General features: G+C 65.2%; 21 protein-coding genes and 2 pseudogenes. 14 read left to right on the top strand and 9 right to left on the bottom strand.

Features of this window, described 5'->3' with window-relative positions; genetic code table 11:
- The first annotated feature begins 20 nt into the window (after positions 1-20).
- On the top strand, positions 21-419 hold the full coding sequence (locus JVH1_RS34630; RefSeq protein WP_009473269.1) for a hypothetical protein: 399 nt from the start codon (positions 21-23) through the stop codon (positions 417-419).
- A gap of 360 nt (positions 420-779) precedes the next feature.
- Positions 780-1,229, top strand: a complete 450-nt coding sequence (locus JVH1_RS34635) for a nuclear transport factor 2 family protein (RefSeq protein ID WP_009473268.1) — start codon at positions 780-782, stop codon at positions 1,227-1,229.
- Between the two features lie 419 nt (positions 1,230-1,648).
- Here the strand turns inward: JVH1_RS34635 and JVH1_RS34640 are convergent, their stop codons facing one another.
- The 4 genes from JVH1_RS34640 to JVH1_RS34655 all read right to left on the bottom strand — a co-directional run bounded on the left by JVH1_RS34640 (position 1,649) and on the right by JVH1_RS34655 (position 4,502).
- Positions 1,649-2,116 carry a hypothetical protein gene (locus JVH1_RS34640; protein WP_009473267.1) on the bottom strand — a complete coding sequence of 156 codons (468 nt, stop codon included), beginning with the start codon at positions 2,114-2,116 and terminating at the stop codon, positions 1,649-1,651.
- A gap of 60 nt (positions 2,117-2,176) precedes the next feature.
- Positions 2,177-2,386: a hypothetical protein gene (locus JVH1_RS34645; RefSeq protein WP_009473266.1), complete on the bottom strand. Its 210-nt coding sequence runs from the start codon at positions 2,384-2,386 to the stop codon at positions 2,177-2,179.
- A 120-nt stretch (positions 2,387-2,506) separates the two neighbouring features.
- On the bottom strand, positions 2,507-2,827 hold the full coding sequence (locus tag JVH1_RS34650) for a hypothetical protein (protein ID WP_009473265.1): 321 nt from the start codon (positions 2,825-2,827) through the stop codon (positions 2,507-2,509).
- Positions 2,828-3,491: 664 nt separating this feature from the next.
- Positions 3,492-4,502 (bottom strand): zinc-dependent alcohol dehydrogenase family protein, encoded by a 1,011-nt coding sequence (locus tag JVH1_RS34655; RefSeq protein WP_043777835.1) that lies wholly within the window; start codon positions 4,500-4,502, stop codon positions 3,492-3,494.
- Positions 4,503-4,871: 369 nt separating this feature from the next.
- On the opposite strand from JVH1_RS34655, the gene JVH1_RS34660 reads away from it, so the two are divergent.
- Together JVH1_RS34660 and JVH1_RS34665 are read left to right on the top strand one after the other, a co-directional pair.
- Entirely contained in the window at positions 4,872-5,396 is a 525-nt protein-coding gene (locus JVH1_RS34660) for a hypothetical protein (protein WP_192817810.1), read from the top strand.
- 65 nt (positions 5,397-5,461) lie between these two features.
- Positions 5,462-6,010 carry an RES domain-containing protein gene (locus tag JVH1_RS34665; protein WP_237735095.1) on the top strand — a complete coding sequence of 183 codons (549 nt, stop codon included), beginning with the start codon at positions 5,462-5,464 and terminating at the stop codon, positions 6,008-6,010.
- Between the two features lie 106 nt (positions 6,011-6,116).
- Here the strand turns inward: JVH1_RS34665 and JVH1_RS34670 are convergent, their stop codons facing one another.
- Positions 6,117-6,407 carry a DUF4193 domain-containing protein gene (locus tag JVH1_RS34670; RefSeq protein WP_009473259.1) on the bottom strand — a complete coding sequence of 97 codons (291 nt, stop codon included), beginning with the start codon at positions 6,405-6,407 and terminating at the stop codon, positions 6,117-6,119.
- A 491-nt stretch (positions 6,408-6,898) separates the two neighbouring features.
- Between JVH1_RS34670 and JVH1_RS34675 the strand changes: the two genes are divergently transcribed.
- Entirely contained in the window at positions 6,899-7,642 is a 744-nt protein-coding gene (locus JVH1_RS34675; RefSeq protein ID WP_009473257.1) for a cutinase family protein, read from the top strand.
- A gap of 107 nt (positions 7,643-7,749) precedes the next feature.
- Here the strand turns inward: JVH1_RS34675 and JVH1_RS34680 are convergent.
- Both JVH1_RS34680 and JVH1_RS34685 read right to left on the bottom strand, forming a co-directional pair.
- Positions 7,750-7,898 (bottom strand): annotated as a pseudogene (locus JVH1_RS34680) (acyl-CoA desaturase); the annotation flags it as partial.
- Between the two features lie 167 nt (positions 7,899-8,065).
- Entirely contained in the window at positions 8,066-8,311 is a 246-nt protein-coding gene (locus JVH1_RS34685) for a nuclear transport factor 2 family protein (protein ID WP_009473254.1), read from the bottom strand.
- A gap of 231 nt (positions 8,312-8,542) precedes the next feature.
- Here JVH1_RS34685 and JVH1_RS34690 point away from each other — a divergent pair, with 231 nt between their 5' ends.
- The 5 genes and pseudogenes from JVH1_RS34690 to JVH1_RS34710 all read left to right on the top strand — a co-directional run bounded on the left by JVH1_RS34690 (position 8,543) and on the right by JVH1_RS34710 (position 11,862).
- Complete coding sequence (locus tag JVH1_RS34690) at positions 8,543-8,872, top strand: helix-turn-helix transcriptional regulator (protein ID WP_337460141.1); 330 nt, start codon at positions 8,543-8,545, stop codon at positions 8,870-8,872.
- A 36-nt stretch (positions 8,873-8,908) separates the two neighbouring features.
- Positions 8,909-9,016: pseudogene (locus tag JVH1_RS34695) on the top strand (transcriptional regulator); the annotation flags it as partial.
- A gap of 73 nt (positions 9,017-9,089) precedes the next feature.
- Positions 9,090-9,266 (top strand): hypothetical protein, encoded by a 177-nt coding sequence (locus tag JVH1_RS34700; protein ID WP_009473252.1) that lies wholly within the window; start codon positions 9,090-9,092, stop codon positions 9,264-9,266.
- Entirely contained in the window at positions 9,257-9,502 is a 246-nt protein-coding gene (locus JVH1_RS34705) for a hypothetical protein (RefSeq protein ID WP_009473251.1), read from the top strand. Before JVH1_RS34700 ends, JVH1_RS34705 begins: the two co-directional genes overlap by 10 nt.
- Positions 9,503-9,795: 293 nt before the next feature.
- On the top strand, positions 9,796-11,862 hold the full coding sequence (locus JVH1_RS34710) for an FUSC family protein (protein ID WP_009473250.1): 2,067 nt from the start codon (positions 9,796-9,798) through the stop codon (positions 11,860-11,862).
- Positions 11,863-12,247: 385 nt separating this feature from the next.
- Here JVH1_RS34710 and JVH1_RS34715 read toward each other — a convergent pair whose 3' ends face one another.
- The gene (locus tag JVH1_RS34715) at positions 12,248-12,775 is read right to left on the bottom strand and encodes a hypothetical protein (protein ID WP_009473248.1); all 528 of its coding nucleotides are present in this window, start codon (positions 12,773-12,775) and stop codon (positions 12,248-12,250) included.
- 1,036 nt (positions 12,776-13,811) lie between these two features.
- Here JVH1_RS34715 and JVH1_RS34720 point away from each other — a divergent pair.
- Entirely contained in the window at positions 13,812-14,684 is an 873-nt protein-coding gene (locus JVH1_RS34720; RefSeq protein ID WP_009473245.1) for an LLM class F420-dependent oxidoreductase, read from the top strand.
- Between the two features lie 306 nt (positions 14,685-14,990).
- Positions 14,991-17,231 (top strand): NADP-dependent isocitrate dehydrogenase, encoded by a 2,241-nt coding sequence (locus JVH1_RS34725; protein WP_009473244.1) that lies wholly within the window; start codon positions 14,991-14,993, stop codon positions 17,229-17,231.
- Between the two features lie 80 nt (positions 17,232-17,311).
- Here the strand turns inward: JVH1_RS34725 and JVH1_RS34730 are convergent, their stop codons facing one another.
- Entirely contained in the window at positions 17,312-17,944 is a 633-nt protein-coding gene (locus JVH1_RS34730) for a hypothetical protein (protein ID WP_043777836.1), read from the bottom strand.
- A 259-nt stretch (positions 17,945-18,203) separates the two neighbouring features.
- Between JVH1_RS34730 and JVH1_RS34735 the strand changes: the two genes are divergently transcribed.
- Positions 18,204-18,356 carry a hypothetical protein gene (locus JVH1_RS34735; RefSeq protein ID WP_009473242.1) on the top strand — a complete coding sequence of 51 codons (153 nt, stop codon included), beginning with the start codon at positions 18,204-18,206 and terminating at the stop codon, positions 18,354-18,356.
- A gap of 236 nt (positions 18,357-18,592) precedes the next feature.
- On the top strand, positions 18,593-19,498 hold the full coding sequence (gene dapA, locus JVH1_RS34740; RefSeq protein ID WP_009473241.1) for a 4-hydroxy-tetrahydrodipicolinate synthase: 906 nt from the start codon (positions 18,593-18,595) through the stop codon (positions 19,496-19,498).
- Positions 19,499-19,508: the final 10 nt, after the last annotated feature.

Consider the following 19,508-nt stretch of genomic DNA (forward strand, 5'->3'; position numbering starts at 1 on the left):
TTGGCGATATTGTCCTCATCATGACTGCGCGCGTCGATATTTCGCTGCTTCTCGCGTCCGCCCGGATCGGCGTCGGCGTGCTGCTCATCGCGGCGCCGACCGTCGTGTTGCCTCGCGAGGACGCCGGCAACGGTACGAACGCCCTGCTGATGCGGACGGTCGGGGTCCGCGACCTCGTCCTCGGTGGGGGTGCGGTTCTCGCCCGGATGCGGGGCCGACGCGACGAGTTCCGCCGCTGGGCGGGGGCCGGGCTCGCCAGTGACACCGGCGACCTCCTGGTGGGGATCTGCAGCGCCCGCCTGATCGGACGGTCCGGTGCGATCAAGGCCGTCGCGGTAGTGGCTCCGTGGGTGGCCGCCGGCGCTGCCGACCTGGTCAGAGGACCGCACTCGCCGGATGCGGCCCCGCGGACAAGTTAGACACCCCGCGCATTCGTGGCCTGCGAGCCCTTCTGCCCCTGGCCACCTCGAACCCCACACGCTGGTTCTCGTCTGCTCGACATCACTGCGCCCTCCCGACTTTGCCGCCAGTCGTTCATCGATCAGCGATCAGTCACTGAAATGGTCGTTGTGACGACCTCTTCGGCAAGCCGCTGCAGACGGGGGGATCGGGTTCGCGCGCGCAGCGGGAGGAATTCCATGACCTCGGCATTGACGTGAGGAGGTCGAGGTTCGATGGCTTACTCGCGAAGCCGCAGCTGGGCGGGCATCGAAGTCGTCCTCGAGTCGTACGGTTGGGGCCTTGGAAGAAAATGGCGTGATCCTTTGGAGGGACTTCCCATGACCACCGATCTCGAATCACGAATTCGCCAGCTCGAAGACCGCGCCCTCATCAGCGAGCGGGTCATCAAATACGCGATGGCCGTGGACCGTGCCGACTGGGAGATGTTCGCCGACTGCTTCACCGATCCCGTGCACGCCGACTACTCCGAGAACGGGATGCCTGCAGCAGATTTCGCCCGCGACGACTTGGTCGGCATTGTTCGCGAGGCGCTCGGCGGTTACACGGCAACTCAGCACCTCAGCACCAACCACGTCATCGAGTTCGATGAAAACGATTCCGACCGGGCGCTCTGCTACTCGTATATGTACGCGCAGCACTACCGCGAGGGCGCCGAGGGAGGGTTCTTCCTGCTGCGAGGCTCGTACACCAACTACATGCTCCGCACATCGGATGGCTGGCGTATCGAGAGTCTGACCCAGCACGTCAGCTGGTCCGACGGCGAATAGACACCGTCATGGAAGCCACGGAACGCTTACCGACGGAGCGGGCAGGATTTAGGAGACCCTGCAGATGTACCCCCTGTGTCCAGCGTCGCCCCCTGCCGTGGACACCTGTGCCCCACCGTGATCCTGAACTGTCGGGTATTCGACCGATAGATTCCAAGCCCCGGGTGCTGGGACACATCGCGTTCTCAGGACCGACCCGAGATCACCGTGACCCAGACTGTCTCGCACACAGACTGTTGGATAGGGTTTGCGCGACCGACCTCGTTCCCGCGGTCGTCTTCGGACTCGACAGCGGCTGCCGTGTCGGGGTCAATCCCGGCAGCACAAGAGTGATCGACGAATCGATCCAGCTGGCCGAAGGCCAGACCCTGAACGCCGCCGAGCGCCGGGGTTTGCGGTGCTCGACGGCGCCCTCTGGGTTAGGTGTTGTTTGCCGGCCGTGGGGTGTGGTTGCGGGCTTCGATGGCGGCGATGGTGTTGTCGAACGCCTTTCCCAGGACGCGGGTGCCGAAGGCGCCGAGCACGGCTGCGAGTGCTCGTCCTTTGAGGTTTTTGCCGTCGCGGACCACGACGGCGTCGATGTCGGTGGTGCCGTCGGGGCGCGGGGTGAGGGTGTAGGTGTGGCCGGAGTTGGCGCCCCACAGGTTGGAGTCGGTGGTCGTCATGACGATGCGGTGGGGGTCGGTCCAGTCGTAGTGCAGGCGTTCCCAGGCCCCGCCGGAGCCTTCGGTGACGTCGGCGTGGGTGGTGTCGAGTTCGTGTACCTGGAGGTGGTCGTCGGCGCTGTTGCCGAAGATCGCCTGGCGGCCGGGCCCGAAGTCGGTGAGTGCGTCGAGGAATTGTTCCGGTGTCGCGGTGGTGGTCTGGTGCAGGTGGATCGTGGACATGACGTTCTCCTTGGTGGGTGGTGCGGGGGACGGGGGGTCGGTCGATGGTGTGGAGGGTGGTTAGAGGGGCGGCTCCGTCCCTGCCTGTTCGGCGACCATGTAGGCGGCGTACCAGTCGGGCCAGTTCGGATCGGCTGTGCCGGTGCGCGTTTCGTGTTGACCGTGGGCGGTCGCGGCGCGAATCAGCGCGGTGGTCAGGTCGGCGGTGCTGCCGAATGTTGTTGCCGTGGTGGTGACCGCCTCGGTGGAGGGGGGTTCGATGGTGTTCATGGTTGCCTTCTCGCGGGGTCTCGAAAAACGCGGGGGATGTCGGATGCGGGCCGTCAATCCAGGTTGGGGAACAGCTGTGCGCTGTTCGGTTCCCCTGGGTGTTACGGCGGCCGGGTTGCTCTACATCGGGGTGCTGCTGTTCCAGCCGTCGAGCAGGATCTGGTCGAGGACGATGGTGTCGGCGCGGCGGTCCTGCCGCTGGTCACGCTGACGGTCGTGTTGGTGTTGCTGTTGCATGTCGTTGTCGCGGTCGAGTGGGCTGTCGTGGGTGACGGCGGCGGCGACGGGCTGCGCGGCGTTCGGCGGTGCGGTGGTGGCGTTGGCGGCGGCGACCGGGACGAGGCCGAGTGCGGCGGTCGCGGCGGCGGCGGTGGCGAGTCGCTTCCAGGGGGAGGTGCTGGTGGCGGGGTGGGTGTTCGGGTGGAGCTGTGTGGTGCTCATGGTGATCGGTGGTCCTCATTCGGGTGCCGCGGGCCCAGCGTCTGCGGCTATTCGAACGGTGTCGGGGAGGGCCGGAAGCGTTACGCCGACCGAACCCCGGATTGGTGTGACCTGCGTCACTGCTGGGAGGGTAGCTGGATCTCCCGGGTCGACGGCACGAAGTCGCTCGTTGCACTTTCGTAGCGGCGACCCCCTCCGCCGAAGCAGGTGACTGCGGCGGATCGGGATCGATGTAGCACCGTCGTCCTGATCGTTCCTGCGGTCCATCTGTTGCTGTGCGCGGAGATCCTGGTCGAGAAGCGGCGCTCGTCAGCCTGCGCCTGCGCGGATTACGCGACTGAGTCGAGGGTGGATCGGTGGGATCGACGGCGTGGTGCGAAAGGTCGTCGACAGGTGACTTGGGAAGGGGCGAGGAACCGGAAGGCTGAGGCGCGAGACGTGACTCCCACTCGGCCAACGCTCCGGCCAGTGGTCCCAGATCGTGTGCATCCCGAGTCGCACACGTGAACGTGCCACCGGTGAGCGCCCCGGGATGAAGATCTTCAACGGACGGTCCTACGGCTTTCCGTCGGCTCGGGGTACGTGTGCCCGGCGCGCCCTCCCGGGCCGCCGCCCCGCCCGTGAGGTGGGCCGCGCCTACTCGTCGAAGGGCGGCGTCTGCCTCCTACCGTTCGAATACCAGCAACGGCTTTCCCCCGTGTTGGGGGGCTTCGGCCAGATAGACGGCTTCGCTGAAATTTTCGACGGGGATCGGCCGGCCCTCGGGCACGCGCAGCGCGCCGCTGTCGGCGAGCTGAACTGTCCGGTCGATTGCTGCGGCCATCCGTTCCCTCGGGGTCTCGGTGAGCCAGCGGAACAGCCAGAATCCCCGAACGGTCTTGGTTTCGTAGATCAGTGAACGCGCGAAGATCGGGATGGTGAGTTTGTCGGGATCGGTTTGGCGATGCGTGGACAGCGCACCGTAGACGACCAGCTCACCATTCGGGGCGAGCGCACGCGACACGTCCGCACCTACCTGACCGCCGACACAGTCGATCGCCTTGGCCACGCCGTCGTGGCCCGCAATGTCGGCCACCCGTTCGCGCAGGTCTTCATCCTCCGTGCAGATCACCGCGGTGCCCCCCAGCGCGAGGATGTCCTCGACAGCGGATCGACGACGGACCACGTTGAGGGTCTTGAAGCCGACGTACGCCCCGAGTTGGACGACCGACTGGCCCACGGTTGAACCGGCCGCGGTCTGTAGGAGCCATTCACCCGGTCGAACATCGAGCTCATCACCGGTCAAGATCACGGCGGTGAGCGGATTGGCGAGAATCTGGGCGGCCGTGGACTCGCTCATGCCGGCGGGAACAGGCAAGACCCGCCCGGCATCGGCGACGACATACTCCTGCCACGTGCCCGTGACTCCGATCGTGATGGCGCGTTGCCCGACGGTTAGACCGACTGTGCCGCTACCGAGTTCGTCGATCACACCGACGGATTCGATTCCGGGCACGGTGGGGAACTCCGGGGTGAATCCGTATCTGCCGCGGATTGTATGCAGATCGCTGGCATGGACAGGTACTGCTGTCACCCGGATCCGGACCTGGCCGGGACCGGGCTCCGGAAGCGGGCGGGTCTGCAGGTGCAGAACCTCGGACGGTTCGCCCAACATGTCGGCAACGACAGACCTCATGGTTGTCATCTTCCTGGCGCTCCTTCATTCGGATTCAGATCTCACACGGTTCCGTGTCCATGGCGTCGGCCTCGCCGTTAGACGGCCAAGATTCGAATCAGCGCGGCCCACTTCCAGCCCTACTAGCTCTCATGCTGCCACCGCGGCCGAGTTGTCGGGGGTCTAGACCTCGGACCGCCCGGCGCTCTGCAGCCTCGCAGGAGCGCCGGCCACGCCGCTCACGGACTCGACCGAACGCTGAGCGGCGGTGTTCGAGATCGAAACCGATCGTGCATGTGCACCGGGACCGCTCGGACTCTGGTTGACGCGGTTGACTCAGAGTCACATCATTGTGGTTGACAAGGTTGACGCGAAGGGTGGGTAGTGGTGATGACGTCGCTGGTGGAGCAGGAGAAGCAATTGATGGAGGAGCTCTCGCGGCGGGTGCACCGTACGTTCGCTGCGGCGGCTGCGGCCGGTGTGCCCACCGATGCGTTCGCGGACGTGCAGGCGATCGCGGATGCGATGTCGGCCGCGCTTCCCACCCATCATGTCTATGACCAGGTCGTGGGCCCGTTCTACGACACGGCCGGCCTGACTCGGTGGTGGAGTGTCAGTCGGCAGGCGGTGAGCAAGAAGGTCGCTACCAACGCGGTGATCGCGTGCCAACTCGAGGAGGGGCAATGGGTCTATCCGGTGTGGCAGTTCACCAGCAGTGGCACGGTGGACCCGGCGCTGGTGCAGGTGTGGCGTGTCCTGCGTGCGGGGGCGGACCCGTGGACGTGTGCGCTGTGGCTGCGGGCACCGCAGGATGCGTTCGGCGGTAAGGCCGCGGTGGGCTGGTTGGCCGAGGGTGGCCGGGTCGACCCGGTCCTGGCGGCGGCCCGCGCGGACGTGCAGCGGTGGGCGGCGTGACCCGGGAGGGCGTTGCCCTGCGAGCGCCCGGACGACGTACACTTACCAGGTTTCCTGGTTGGCGGTTGACCGGGAGGAGGCAGGTCAAGCGGGGTCACCGGGTCTCGAATGGGCCGTGGTGGTTCTCCTCGTCCGGTGGCGGACGCTTCGATTTGTTCGCGCCGCGGGGTACTTGCTACGTCGGATTCGATGAGACGACGGCGATCCGGGAGACGGTGGGGGAGGCGTTGGCATCGCTCGGGGTGATCGCCCACGACTTCGCGGCCGAGCGGGCACTGTCGACTCTGCGGGTACCGGGCACCCATGACCTTGCGGACACCTGTACTGACGCGGCTGCCGCGTTCGGGCTCACCCGCGAGTTGTCTTCGATGACTCCGTACGACGTTCCTCGGGCGTGGGCGACGGCGTTCGACGTCGAGTTCGACGGCATCCGGTACCAGACGCGGTTCACCACGGGAGCGGCGGCGAATGCGGCCGCGGTATTCGGTCCGGCCGGTGAGGTGTCCTGGCCGGTGGATCCCCGCCCGGAGTCTTTCGCGGCGGCGGCGAGGCGTTGCGGTATTGCGGTACAGCCGCTTCCGCGGTCGGTGCGGGTCCTCGACCCGCCGACCTGACCATCCTGGCCGGCGCTCGATGGGCGATGTGCGTCGAAGCCGGACACATCAGCCGTTAGTGGAGGCGGGGCGAGTGGAGGGCGGGGCGTCGGATGTGCCGACGTTCTCAGGCGCAGTCCCGGCAGATCAGCTCCCGATCGTCGGCGAGGCGGCTGCGGTGATGGACCAGAAAGCAACTGGTGCAAGTGAATTCGTCAGACTGTTTCGGGATGACGCGGACGGTGAATTCTTCGCCGGACAGGTCGGCGCCGGGCAGCTCGAAGGACTCCGCGGTGTCGGTGTCCTCGACGTCCACGACCGGAGACTGGGTGTCTTTCCGGCTGGCGGTCAGCTGTTCGAGGGATGAGTCCGTCTCGTCGGATTCGGTGACTCTCGGTGCGTCGTAGTCGGTGGCCATAGTTGTTCTACCTCGTGCTCTGCGTGTTCGGACCCGACAGGTTAGAGGATCCGGTGCCGCAACACGCTCCCGGGGTCGGCCCGTGAGGTGGGGACGTCGTGTGTGGCGCGCTCGCTCTCGGACGGCCACCGTGCCGATGCGGATGCGTTGTTGTAACGAAGCGGGCCGGAAGTTCGGTGTACCTGACGCCTCCATCTCCTCTGGGTTCAACCGGCCTTGGAAGGCGTTGGTGTGCCGGCCCGCTGGTTATTGTCTGCCAATGTCATTCGCCTAGACGGCAGTGTGGACGTTGCAGCAACGCAATACTTTTGGCCGGGTGCAAATAGGTTGTGCGGGCACTTGACCCTGTAGTTCTGGCAATCCGATCGACTGGGATGGCTGAGCAGGCGACGGACCTTCCACACCTGCTTCAACCCTCAATTCTCATCGCGGTCGAGATGCGGTGATCGACCGGTCGGGGGAGAATAATTTCCCGGGGTCGGTAATGAAGCATGATCGCGTCCGGTATTGAATGTACTGTTTACCTCATGGCGACACGCACGCTCGCTCGATTCCTGTGCACGGCGGTGCTGACGTTTGCAGCGCTGCTCGGCGTACCCGTCGAATCCCCGCCCGCATCCGCCCAGCCGTGTCCCGATGTCGAGGTGGCGTTCGCCCGGGGTACCGATCAACCGGATGGCGTGGGCATCACAGGAGTCTCATTCGTCGAATCGCTTCGTTTGTTCGCGGGCGCGCGGTCCATCGGGGTGTACGCCGTCAACTACCCTGCCGCTAGCAATTTTGATGACAGGCAAGCGTTTCTCCACACCTTCGTCGACGGGATGCGGGACATGCATTCTCGGATTCAGTTCATGGCGACAAGCTGCCCCAACACAAGGATGGTGGTCGGCGGTTACTCTCAGGGCGCGGCTGTGGCAGGGTTCGTCACCGCGGACGGAAATCCAGCCGGATTACCTACCGAGCTAGGCCTACCCGGGCCGTTGTCGCCGGATGTGGCGAGCCACGTTGCCGCGGTCGTCTTCTTCGGAAAACCCTCGGATCGGTTTATGCATGATGCAGGCAGTCCGCCGATCGTTGTCGGGCCGCTGTTCGGGCCCAAGACAATCGATTTGTGCGCTCCCGGCGACAACATCTGCGATGGGGCCCCTCTGGGACGCCCCAATGTCGCGCACGCGTTGTATCCCGCGAACGGGATGACCATCGCGGCTGCACAGTTCGCCGCCGCTCGCCTCTAGCCGGTCCGCGTGCCCGGCGCATCGCCTCATTGAGGATCGGGCTGGCGCTCGCCGGCCGCGCCGGAGCCGACTCGCGACAGTGAGGTCGGACGCAGCACACCGACACGGTCGTTCATCCAGTCCCATTGCCCGTGCATCACGTTGTGCCCGAGCTCCATGTTCTCGATGCTCTCGACAACGAGAGCATCCCGGTGCCCAGCACCCACAGTGAGCGCTCGCGGGAGCCGAAGAGCATCGCGCGGCCGCCGAGTCTCAGCTGGTCGGGACCGGCGCCGAGGACGGCTCCTGCGGCGGCTGCTGCTGGGTGGGTTTGGGACTGTCCGAAACGTTCCTCGAATTTCGAGGATGTCCCGTGACGGTGGCGTTCGCCGTTTGTCGCGGGTCCGCCGAGCAGGGCACCACCCGGCGGCTCGACACGGCCTGCTAGGGCCGCTTGCCATACCCGAGCGCCTCGACGATCTTCCCGTCGCGGACGCGCATGAGATTCACGCCCCGATAGTTCGCGGTGCCGGTGATCCTCCAGCGGATGACGGCTCGGTCGCCGTCGATGTCGACGTGCTCGACCGTGAACCCGATGGCGGGATCGGAGGCCAATCCCTGCCAGCCCGCGAGGCATTCGTCGTAGTCCGTCCCTCGGTTGCCGTCGGGCTCCGGGCCGGTGCCCTCCATCACTCAGTCGGGGCGATGAGGTCGACGAGCTTGTCGGGTGCCCGTTCGAGGAACGCGGCGTTGTATTGATCGATGACTGCTGCTGTGTCGGTCATGGCCGTATCGTCTGCCGCGGAGTCACTACCGGCAACTACCTGGAAGTAATGGCATCGACCCCCGGGGGTGAGCGAAGATTGATCGGTGATGGCGCGGTTTCCGAGTGAGTTCCGGCGCTGGCGAACGGCCCGCCGGATGAGTCAGCTGGATCTCGCGCTTCGGGCGGGCACCATCCAGCGGCACGGGAGCTTCATCGAACAGGGCCGCTCCCGCCCGGGTCGGGGCATGGTGTTGCGGCTGGCGAAGTCGATGGAGCTCACGCTGCGGGAGCGCAACGAGATGCTCCTCGCTGCCGGCTTCGCCCCGGCGTTCCCGGAATCACCGCTCGACGACGAGGCGCTCCGCCCGGTTCGCCAGCCGCTGGAGACAATTCTCGATGGTCATCTCCCGTACCCGGCGATGGTCGTGCGGCCCCACGGCATCATCCTCGTCACCGCCAACCGGGCGTTCGAGATGTTCTACTAAGACGTCGACCCCGCGTTGCTCGCGCCACCGGTCAACGTGTTCCGCCTGGCCCTGCACCCCGATGCGAACGCGCCCCGGGTGCGCAACCTGCCGGAGTGGGGCCGGCACATCACCGAGCACCTGCGGGCTCAGCTGGCGCAGAGCCCCGACCCGGCGTTGGAGGCGCTGCTCGCCGAGCTCGCGTCCTACCTTTCCGCCGCTGCCCGAGGGGGCCGAGGTGCTCGGCTTCGCGGTGCCGTTGGAGCTGGGCTCGGCCGATGGCGACCTCCGGCTCATCACGACGCTCACGTCGTTCGCGACCGCCGCCGACGTGACGCTCGCCGAGTTGCACCTCGAGGCGTTCCTGCCCGCTGACCACGGCACCGCCGAGGTGCTGCGCCGCCGATGGGGGTGACGATCGACGAGGCCCGGGCGATCGCCGCCACGTTGCCTCGTTCCTATGAGGCGCTCGTACGCGACGAGGTGAGGTTCCGGGTCGGACGCCTGGTCGACGCGGCGTTCTACCAGGACGACACGGTCATGGGTTTCGGCTTCCCCCGGGAAGAGCGGGTGGCGCTGGTGGCCTCGGAGCTCGATAAGTTCCTCATGCCCCGCCCCTCCGACATGCGGTACCGGTGGGTGAATGGCTGAGACTCGCATGGAGGAGGTGACACGGCGCAGCGTAGGACGGTTCATTGCTTGTCCAAGCGTCGTTCGCCGGCCGGGTTTGCTCTTCCTCGAAGGCGCGGTAGATCTCGAAGAGATCGGTGGCGATGTCTTCCGAGACTGACCGCGATAGGTAAGACGCGAATACGTACCGAATCAACCTACAGTGCATAGGATTAACGGTCGACAGGAAGTACTTCGGGGAGATATCGCAGAGCACCACGATGTGTAGGGGTGTCATGACGGATGCGCGGGTGCCGAAGGCGCACAATCGGTGAATGGCTTTTCGGTTCGTACAGGAGACTGTCCGTTTTCTCGCGGTCTCCGATCCCGGCAGGCTGCGGCTCCGTGCCGCAACCGCCACGACGATCACCGTCGTGCTCGCGATGGTGGTGCTGTTACCGGGTTCCGACGTGATCGGTCAGCCACTCACCGTCGCGCTGCTCGGGACGGTCGTCGCGATGCAGTCCTCGGCGGCGGTCAAGGACAGGGATCAGCACAGCAGGGTGATCACGACACTGCTGCTCGTGTTCCCGGCAATCGCAGCGGTGTCGATGTCCGCGGTGCTGTCACAGTTCGGGAAGGTCGCCGATGTGGGTTTCATCGCGGTGCTCTTCGCGGCCGTCTGGGTGCGGCGCTACGGCCCGCGAGGGACGGCTCTCGGGATGGTCGCGTTCATCTGCTACTTCTTCGCGCTCTTCCTTCGGGCCGAGCCTGGGCAGATTCCCATCCTCGCCGTGTCCGTCGTCGCCGGCGTCGGAATCTCGCTCCTCGTCCGTACGGTGATCCTGCCGGACCGGCCCGGGCTCGAACTCAAACGGTTGGTTCGGGCGCTGCGGGCCGCGTCGATCGACGTGCTGGAGGTGGCGCTGAACAGGGGTGATCGGAATCTCGATCTACTCCGCAAGAAACTCGATCGGCTCGGAAGCACCGCGCTGATGATCGACGACTGGCTCGACCGCAACGATGCAGCTCGGCTCCTGAGCGTCACGAATGATGATCTGTCCGTTCGTATCTTCGATGCGCAAATCGCTACCGAACAACTCGTCAGCGCGCTGTGGGCGCTCGACCCGAACAAGTCGTGGCCGAATTCGCTGGGGCAGGCGACCACGGCATTGGGATCGTGCCTGCAGAACAATCCGTCGGACGACCAACTCCGCGCTGCCCGACGCCTCGCCGCTGCGGCCGCAGACAAGTCCGATCCATCGACTCAGGCGGGTATCGCGACCGCCGTCGCGATGCGAGCAGTGCAGGCACACATCGCGATCCATCACATCACCAACAATGCCCTGCGAACAGATTCCGAGCCGAGGAAGAAGCCGGACGAGGACGAAGAAACGGACACCGGATGGAATCCGAGCACCAAAGCGGCGATCCAGGTAGCCGTCGCGACCAGCGCTGCAACGATTCTCGGTGAGCTCATCTCGCCCGACCGCTGGTACTGGGCGGTCCTGACGGCCTTCCTCGTTTTCACCGGAGCGTCTACCCGCGGTGAGATTCTCTCGCGCGCAGGCCACCGCGTGGTCGGCACCATCGCGGGAGTTCTTGCAGGAGTGGTGCTGTCCGCGGTGGTCGGAAACAACCAGCCGTTGCAGCTGCTCTTGCTCGTCGTCTGCGTATTCTTCGCGTTCTACCTCGTCACGGTCGCCTACGCATTGCTCTCCTTCTTCGTCACGGTCATGCTTGCGATGCTGTACGGACTGCTCGGCACATTCAGCATCGAGGTACTCGAACTGCGCATCTACGAAACGGCGGCCGGGGGACTGGTCGGAATAGCGGCGGCGTACTTCATCTTCTCCACCGGAACGAGATCGACGCTGATCTCGAAGATCGACGACTACCTCGATCAGATGAGTGTCATCATCGACACCGCTATCGGAGCCGTCGTCCAACCAGGCCACGAGACTGACCTCGTCGCCGACATCCGGAAGCTGGACAACGCGCTGAAGGACCTTGTCACGGCGGGCAAACCCTTGGAAATGGGACCGACGACGCGGACTCGTCGGGGAGCGAAACGGTTGTTGCGGATCATGACGGTCAGCAATCGGTCGTCTCATGCACTCGCCCGAGCAGGGGTAAGCGCCTCCCGTGGCGAACCGGACAGCGAACCGTCGCAGGAGACCACGAAGGCATTGCGCCAAGCATCCCATGTCACCAAGGCAACCATCGCCGACGTCAAACGCGCACTCGCCGGCGAGCACGTAGAGCCTCCAGAGAAACTCACCGAAACCTCGGCACCCGACGTCATGCTGCAGTCGACCACCACGCCGGGGCCGGTTCGCAGTGCCGTCCGCTCGCTCAGCACCCTCAACCGCACGATGGGGGAGGCATTGACGCGTGTCTGATGGCTCGTACATATTCCCGAGCGAAGCACAAAGCAAGCCGGTCGAAGGGGGAAGCCTGTCGAAGTCCGGCGCTGACCCGCAATGGTGGGCTGTCTTCGCGAGGAGGGCGGGGAGCTCGATTACCCATCGGCGGTGCGTACGATGGCGCATCTCGTGTGGCTCAATCACGGCAAAGAATCGGTCGCGCTGGATCATTGGCGCATGTTTCGGTCACGCCGACCTCGGATGCGACTCGGCCGCATCGATTGCGGCACCGCCCACGGCGGTGATGCGAGCGAAGCGCTCTGCTGTTCCCGATCCCGCGGCACCGCCGGGCCAACGGGTGAACACAACAGGCCCCTATGGGTGACCACCCCGATGTCGGGGGTGGTACAGGCGTCTGTGCCTATGAACTGCTGCCGAATGGTCCGGGAGGCGGCGCGACGGGGTAGGCCGCGACGTCCATGATCACCGAGCCCTCGCACGGGCCGCTGTCGATATCGGTACGCCAGGAACCGGTCAGCGTCCCGTCTGGTTGCGGTGTGTAGTACGCAACCGAGTGCGCCGGTGCCCACACCTTCGGCACCCCCTCGCCTTGGTAGCAGTCCCACTCCCAGTCGTAGGTGTGGACCCAGCTGGTCCCGTCCCAGGTGTACTGCGGCGGCAGCGGCAGTGTCGGGTTGGCTGGCGTGGGCCCATCGGTCACGGTGGCCACGCAGGTGTCGTCCGCGCAACTGGTCTCGAATGTGTACGTATCGGCGAAGTCGGGCTCCCACTGCCGCACGGCCAAGCTCGTGCCGTCCTTCGTCGCGGCGAAGCGCTTCACGGAGTACTCGCCCGACCAGGACGGCTGCGTCGGTGCCGCCCCCGCGGGCATGGCCGCGACAACTGTTCCGGACGCTATCAACGCGGCTACCAGCAGTGATTTGCGCATGACGCGATTGAATCACAGGTATCGGCGGTGTACGGGGTGATAGGCGGCTCGGGTCTGTCGTACGTGAATGCAAGGATGGGTGCATGAGTTCTTATGGATGGCGACGCCCGCTTCGGCGGGCGAGGGATGCGGTGCTCCAATCGCCGCCACGGTCCGTCCTCATTCGGGGGTAGCGGGCCGGGGCGCATGAGCGCTGAAAGGCACTGCCTTGTCCCGTACCGATGCACATTCTCCTGTTTGGGTTCGCCTTCGCCGTGGCGAACTTGCCGTTGAACCGTGGCACGCCGACTGCCATGACGTCTGCGACCTCCCTGAGCGGTTTCAGGGAGGTCGGGCCTGGTTGCCCGCGACGAAGTGCTTCTGGGCCTTCGCGTACACGGGCACCGGGATTTGCTCGTGCTCGCTGTGCCACGACGGTGAGGGCCATGCTCGTGATCTCCGTCGCGAGCGTCGCCGTACTGTCCGTCGTCTCGCGGACGGGCGTCGCCGGTGGGGTGCCGGTGACACTTCGGCTTTCGACGACGTCGTTGTCCCGCATCGCAGACGGGATTGGTGGAAGTGATCAGTAGGCGCAGTCGTGTTCAGTGCTGGTGTCGGCGCAGGTCTGGACGCAGCCGGGCGGGTGTTAGTCGTTGGCGCACAGCGATTTCGAGTGATCGGCTCGAGTGTATCCGTATCCAGCACTGTGCTGCAGTCAGAAGCCGGTGTGTGGGCGGCGAGTGCGACAACGCGGTGGGCTCGATCACGAGAATCGGTCGAACAGGGCGCGGATCGCTCGACATTCTTCCGATACGGTCGAATTCGCCTGCAGGTGGACGCCATTCGGGGTGGTCGCTAGGAGGAGATCCTTGTGGACAGGAGATCCAGTTCGCCCCTCATCCGTGCAACTCGCTGCGAGAGTACAAGACCGAGCACGTCGCACACCTCGGACCGTCCACAGCCACAGGACTCCGAGACCCTCTACCAGGCGATCGGCAGGCCAAGGTGGTATCGACGATCCCTGGGTAGTCGTAGCCGACAAGCCTAACGTGGAGCTATGGAACTTGGACTGCACATCGCCGACTTCACCTTTCCGGACGGACCGTCGACCCTCGCGCACGACTTGTCTCGCATTGCCGTCACCGCCGAGGACGTGGGTTTCGCCAAGATCAGCGTCATGGATCACCTCTGGCAGATCGAACCGGTAGGACCGATCGATACCGAGATGCTCGAGGCTTACACCACTCTCGGCTACCTCGCTGCCGTCACGAAGAAGGTGGATTTGCTGGCCTGGGTCACCGCCACTGTCTACCGCGAGCCAGGCCTTCTCGCCAAGGCTGTGACCACGCTCGACGTCCTGTCCAAGGGGCGGGCGTACCTGGGAATCGGCGCCGCCTGGAACGAGGACGAGAGTGTGGGACTCGGGCTCCACTTCCCGCCCACGGCCGAACGCTTCGAACGACTGGAGGAAACACTGCAGATCTGCCTGCAGATGTGGAGCGAGAACGACGGACCGTTCGAGGGAAAGCACTACCAGCTCGGCCGCACGATGAATGTGCCGCAGCCGCTACGGCGCCCACACCCGCCGATTCTGATCGGCGGCGGGGGTGAGAAGAAGACGCTTCGGCTGGTCGCGCAGTACGCACAGGCCTGCAACCTGTTCGGGGGACCCGAGGTCGCACACAAGCTGGAGGTGTTGAAGAGCCACTGCGACGCTCTCGGAACCGACTACGACGCCATCGAGAAGACCGTGATGTTCCCACTCCACCCGGGTGCGGGCGGAAAGAACGTGGACACACTGTTGGGTCAGCTCGAGGACTTGTCGAAGCTGGGAGTCACCCACGTCCACGGATGGGTACCGGGCGTCGCGTCGATCACGCCCCTCGAACTCTTGGGCGACCGCGTCGTTCCGGTGATCGCGGACTGGTGATCCGTCCGACGCACGGATCGCCGGATCCGGTCGTCCGCGGTTGCGCCGCCCGGCCTCGGTGGAGCGCATGGTGGGGAAGGTCCGGCGGTGGTGGGGTCGGTGATCGCTGCCGGAAATGAGGTGAACGCGATCGATGCGCACTTGACCGCGGAGTGTTCGCATGGTGAACCAAATGGTCGCAGTGAATCCAAATAGGGCGCTTGAATATGCTCTGATGATGTCGCACCTAACCTGGATTCGACGCGAGACCGATAGCCTCACGAGGAGCCTATCGACCTCGGAACGAACTGACGCGGGAGAACAACCATGAGCGCCGATAAGCATCCAACCATCATCTACACGCTGACCGACGAGGCGCCGTTACTCGCGACCTACGCCTTCCTGCCGATCGTGCGCACCTTCGCCGGTGCCGCGGGCATCGAGGTCGAGTCCAGCGACATCTCGGTACCGGCGCGGATCCTGGCCGAGTTCCCCGACCGCCTCACCGAGGAGCAGCGCGTCCCGGACAACCTTGCCGAGCTGGGTCGGCTGACGCAACTGCCCGAGACCAACATCATCAAACTGCCGAACATCAGCGCGTCTGTGCCGCAGCTCCTGGCCGCCATCAAGGAACTGCAGGGCAAGGGCTACCAGATTCCGGACTTTCCGGAAGCCCCCAAGACCGACGAGGAACGCGATATCCGGCAGCGCTATGGCAGGATCCTCGGCAGCGCGGTCAACCCGGTCCTGCGTGAGGGCAACTCCGACCGCCGCGCACCCCGGGCGGTGAAGGAGTACGTCCGCAAGCACCCGCACAGCATGGGTGAATGGTCGATGGCCTCGCGCAGCCACGTCGCGCACATGCGGCACGGCGACTTCTACCACGGCGAGAAGTCGATGACACTGGACCGGCAGCGCACGGTCCGGATGGAGTTGGTGACCAAGAGCGGCGAGACGATCGTTCTCAAGGAGGGGCTCGCCCTCGGCGAGGGCGACATCATGGACAGCATGTTCATGAGCAAGAAGGCCTTGCTCGACTTCTACGAGGAGCAGATGGAGGATGCGCGAAAGACGGGCGTGATGTTCTCCCTCCACGTCAAGGCGACGATGATGAAGGTCTCGCACCCCATCGTCTTCGGTCACGCGGTAAAGACCTTCTACAAGGACGCCTTCGCCAAACATCAGAAGCTGTTCGACGAATTGGGCGTCAACGTCAACAACGGCCTCGTCGACCTGTACGACAAGATCGAGACGCTGCCCAGCACGCAGCGCGAGGAGATCATTCAGGACCTGCACGACTGCCATGAGCACCGTCCGGAGTTGGCCATGGTCGACTCCGCCCGCGGCATCTCGAACTTCCATTCGCCCAGCGACGTCATCGTGGACGCCTCGATGCCCGCGATGATCCGCTCGGGCGGCATGATGTATGGCGCCGACGGGCGACTCAAGGATGCCAAGGCGGTAATGCCGGAGTCCACGTTCGCGCGTATCTACCAGGAGATCATCAACTTCTGTAAGACCAACGGCGCGTTCGACCCGACGACCATGGGCACCGTCCCCAACGTCGGGCTCATGGCGCAGAAGGCCGAGGAGTACGGCTCGCACGACAAGACCTTCGAGATTCCGGAGGACGGCGACGCCAACTTCGTGGATGTCGAGACCGGTGAGGTTCTGCTCACCCAGCAGGTCGAGGCGGGTGACATCTGGCGCATGTGCACCGTCAAGGACGCGCCGATCCGCGACTGGGTCAAGCTCGCGGTCACCCGGGCACGCAACTCCGGCATGCCGGTGCTGTTCTGGCTCGACCCGTACCGCCCGCACGAGAACGAGCTGATCAAGAAGGTCGAGCTGTACCTGCAGGATCACGACACGGAGGGCCTCGACATCCAGATCATGTCGCAGGTGCGCTCGATGCGGTACACACTGGAGCGGCTGATCCGCGGGATGGACACCATCGCCGCGACCGGCAACATCCTGCGTGACTACCTCACCGACCTGTTCCCGATCCTGGAACTCGGCACTAGCGCCAAGATGCTGTCGATCGTGCCGCTGATGGCCGGCGGTGGCATGTACGAGACGGGCGCCGGTGGGTCGGCGCCCAAGCACGTCAAGCAGCTGGTGGAGGAGAATCACCTGCGATGGGATTCGCTCGGTGAGTTCCTGGCGCTGGCCGTCAGCTTCGAGGACCTCGGCATCAAGACCGGCAACGAGCACGCCAAGATCCTGGCCAAGACGCTCGACGCGGCGACCGGCAAGCTGCTGGACGAGAACAAGAACCCGTCGCGCAAGACCGGCGAGCTCGACAACCGGGGCAGCCAGTTCTACCTCGCGTTGTACTGGGCACAGGAACTCGCCGCGCAGACCGAGGACAAGGAACTGGCGGAACGTTTCGCCACGCTTGCCGAGGCGTTGACCGAAAACGAGGAGACCATCGTGCGGGAGCTCATCGAGGTGCAGGGCTCGCCGGTTGACATTGGCGGCTACTACCAGCCGGACAGCGAGAAGGCCGACGCCGTGATGAGGCCGAGCAAGACTTTGAACACCACGCTGGCGGCCGCGCAACAGTGAGCCCCAACCACTGATCCGCCGGTTCGGGAACTGTGCACGGGTCGAACACTGGTGCGGGGCAGGGCCCTGGCCCTTGTGGGTCAGGGCTGCCCCTCCAGCGGCCCTGTGACCGCCAGGTCGTCGAGCAGCCCCAAAAATGCTCGGGCACAGGGGAGGTCGGCAGTGGCCCCCGCCACGGTTGGCCAGTCGACCTGCTCGCGCAATGCGCGGGCGACGGGCAGCATCGGCACGAAATCGCACCGATGGGAACCGAGATGACGGAGTTTGTCGATCATGAGATCGGTTCCGCTGAGGACCGGTGCCCAGATCTGCCCGATCCGCATCGTCTCGGCCCGTTCGAGGAGTCCCTCCCCGGTCCCGGTGGTAGAGGCCGGATACAGCAGGATGACCCGGAGGTCACCGCCGACGACCTGCCGTGACCCGAGTTGGGATGAAACGATGGACCGCATCCCACCCGCAGCCAACGCGGTCCTCGCCTCAGTCAGGTGATTGTCCGAGGCGATGGTGGTCACCTGGTGCTCGGCCGGCAGTCCGCCGCGGGCGTACACGGCGCAGTCCCCGCCGACCGCGAACGGCACGTCGGCGGTCGAGAGGATGTTCACCGCCCGCCCCAGCGTCCGCATCAGCTGGGCTTCGCGGGCTGCGACTATCCGAACGGTGGAGTAATCCTCCGCCCGTGAGGAACACTGGCGCTGCAGATGGTCGGTGGTCATGACCGGTGGATACCCGGCGTCGCAGACCTCAACCGTACGATCACCTTCCTGCGGGTGCGGCGCGTGCTGATCTGCGCTTGTCTCCGCAAGCGTCTGCTCCTCGTTGGGCTGCGCCGGCGAGGTCTTGTGTGGTGTGGTGCTGGTGCCGAGACGGATTCGGCGGGTACGGCACGGCGCGAGTATGAGTGGCGGCGGCGACGGGGCCGCGAGACGCATTAATGGGCAGCTCGATGCGGGTTTTCCTGGAGCTTGATCAGTCATGACCGATCAACTGCATGCCGACCTCATAGAACGTTTGGGCCGGGCCGTCGCCCGTGCCGCCATGGATGGTGATCCCTTGTTCGGTACCGTCGAGGTCACCATCGCCGAGCTGGCTGAACTGCTCGAACGCCGAATCCCTCCCAGCGAGTGACCGGGAATGTGTTGACTGGGCTGGATCACCCGCCGGGACCGGACCGTTCGAGCCCTCGCCGACACGGGGCACTCGCCGCGTGCACCTGCCGATCATGCACCGTTCCCGTCAGCCGCACCGCGAAAGGTGCACGGTGACTGCGCGATGAACAGACGCAGACAAGGCCGCCGAGATCGTCCTGCCGAAAGCTTGCCTCGTCAGGGTTTACGCGGGTTCGTCGCGCATACACTAGGGCGATGACCGATTCGTCAGCGCCGGTGGCTCCGTTCGGGCGCGTTCTTACAGCGATGGCTACGGCGTTCACCGTGGATGGCGAGATCGATGAGGAGGCGACTGCTCGGATCGCCGTACATCTGGTCGATCATGGGCACGACGGCCTTGTGGTCTCGGGGACGACCGGTGAGGCGGCCACGACTACCACCGCCGAGGACGGTCGGATCTTGCAAGTGGTCAAGGATGCGGTGGGCGACCGCGCGAAGATCGTTGCCGGGGTGGGAACGAACGACACACGGCACACGCTGGAATTGGCGAGGCAGGCTGTCATGCACGGTGCTGACGGGCTGCTGCTGGTGACGCCGTATTACAACAAGCCGAGCCAGGGCGGTGTACTGCAGCACTTTCGGTATGTAGTGGAGGCAGTCGATGCTCCTGTCATGGTCTACGACATTCCCAGCCGGGCCGGTACCAAGCTGGCGCCGTCGACGTTCGAGACGATGGCGGAATGGCCGTCCGTGGTGGCGGTGAAGGATGCCGCTGGAGACCCCACTCAGGCGATCATGTTGCGCGAATTGGGCTATGCGGTCTACTCGGGAGACGACAGCCTCACCCTGGGGTTCCTGGCGTATGGGGCCTGCGGGGTTGTCTCTGTTCTCGGGCACGTGGCAGGCGACGAGATCCGCACGATGATCGACGCCTTCGTGTCGGGGGACGTCGAAACCGCACGGGAGATCAATGCCCGCCTGCAGCCGGCGTTGCGTGCGGTCATGGGTGTCCCCAATTACGGCGCGACGACGGTCAAGGGGGCACTGCAGTTGCTCGGTGTGCTCCAGAACAGAATCGTGCGGTCCCCGCTCCTTGCCCTCGACGACGGCGAGTACGAGGCGTTGCGGACGGGGCTGCACGCGTCGGGGTTACTGCACTGACAAAGCGGAG

It is taken from the genome of Rhodococcus sp. JVH1, assembly GCF_000280725.2.
Lineage (GTDB): Bacteria > Actinomycetota > Actinomycetes > Mycobacteriales > Mycobacteriaceae > Rhodococcus_F > Rhodococcus_F jostii_A.

What these genes read in the sequence shown, in the direction of transcription:
- JVH1_RS34630 (WP_009473269.1), top strand. Translation starts at nt 21, where the DNA reads ATGACTGCGCGCGTCGATATTTCGCTGCTTCTCGCGTCCGCCCGGATC.
- JVH1_RS34635 (WP_009473268.1), top strand. Translation starts at nt 780, where the DNA reads ATGACCACCGATCTCGAATCACGAATTCGCCAGCTCGAAGACCGCGCC.
- JVH1_RS34640 (WP_009473267.1), bottom strand. Translation starts at nt 2,116, where the DNA reads ATGTCCACGATCCACCTGCACCAGACCACCACCGCGACACCGGAACAA.
- JVH1_RS34645 (WP_009473266.1), bottom strand. Translation starts at nt 2,386, where the DNA reads ATGAACACCATCGAACCCCCCTCCACCGAGGCGGTCACCACCACGGCA.
- JVH1_RS34650 (WP_009473265.1), bottom strand. Translation starts at nt 2,827, where the DNA reads ATGAGCACCACACAGCTCCACCCGAACACCCACCCCGCCACCAGCACC.
- JVH1_RS34655 (WP_043777835.1), bottom strand. Translation starts at nt 4,502, where the DNA reads ATGAGGTCTGTCGTTGCCGACATGTTGGGCGAACCGTCCGAGGTTCTG.
- JVH1_RS34660 (WP_192817810.1), top strand. Translation starts at nt 4,872, where the DNA reads ATGACGTCGCTGGTGGAGCAGGAGAAGCAATTGATGGAGGAGCTCTCG.
- JVH1_RS34670 (WP_009473259.1), bottom strand. Translation starts at nt 6,407, where the DNA reads ATGGCCACCGACTACGACGCACCGAGAGTCACCGAATCCGACGAGACG.
- JVH1_RS34675 (WP_009473257.1), top strand. Translation starts at nt 6,899, where the DNA reads ATGATCGCGTCCGGTATTGAATGTACTGTTTACCTCATGGCGACACGC.
- JVH1_RS34685 (WP_009473254.1), bottom strand. Translation starts at nt 8,311, where the DNA reads ATGGAGGGCACCGGCCCGGAGCCCGACGGCAACCGAGGGACGGACTAC.
- JVH1_RS34690 (WP_337460141.1), top strand. Translation starts at nt 8,543, where the DNA reads ATGAGTCAGCTGGATCTCGCGCTTCGGGCGGGCACCATCCAGCGGCAC.
- JVH1_RS34705 (WP_009473251.1), top strand. Translation starts at nt 9,257, where the DNA reads ATGGGGGTGACGATCGACGAGGCCCGGGCGATCGCCGCCACGTTGCCT.
- JVH1_RS34710 (WP_009473250.1), top strand. Translation starts at nt 9,796, where the DNA reads ATGGCTTTTCGGTTCGTACAGGAGACTGTCCGTTTTCTCGCGGTCTCC.
- JVH1_RS34715 (WP_009473248.1), bottom strand. Translation starts at nt 12,775, where the DNA reads ATGCGCAAATCACTGCTGGTAGCCGCGTTGATAGCGTCCGGAACAGTT.
- JVH1_RS34720 (WP_009473245.1), top strand. Translation starts at nt 13,812, where the DNA reads ATGGAACTTGGACTGCACATCGCCGACTTCACCTTTCCGGACGGACCG.
- JVH1_RS34725 (WP_009473244.1), top strand. Translation starts at nt 14,991, where the DNA reads ATGAGCGCCGATAAGCATCCAACCATCATCTACACGCTGACCGACGAG.
- JVH1_RS34730 (WP_043777836.1), bottom strand. Translation starts at nt 17,944, where the DNA reads ATGACCACCGACCATCTGCAGCGCCAGTGTTCCTCACGGGCGGAGGAT.
- JVH1_RS34735 (WP_009473242.1), top strand. Translation starts at nt 18,204, where the DNA reads ATGACCGATCAACTGCATGCCGACCTCATAGAACGTTTGGGCCGGGCC.
- dapA (WP_009473241.1), top strand. Translation starts at nt 18,593, where the DNA reads ATGACCGATTCGTCAGCGCCGGTGGCTCCGTTCGGGCGCGTTCTTACA.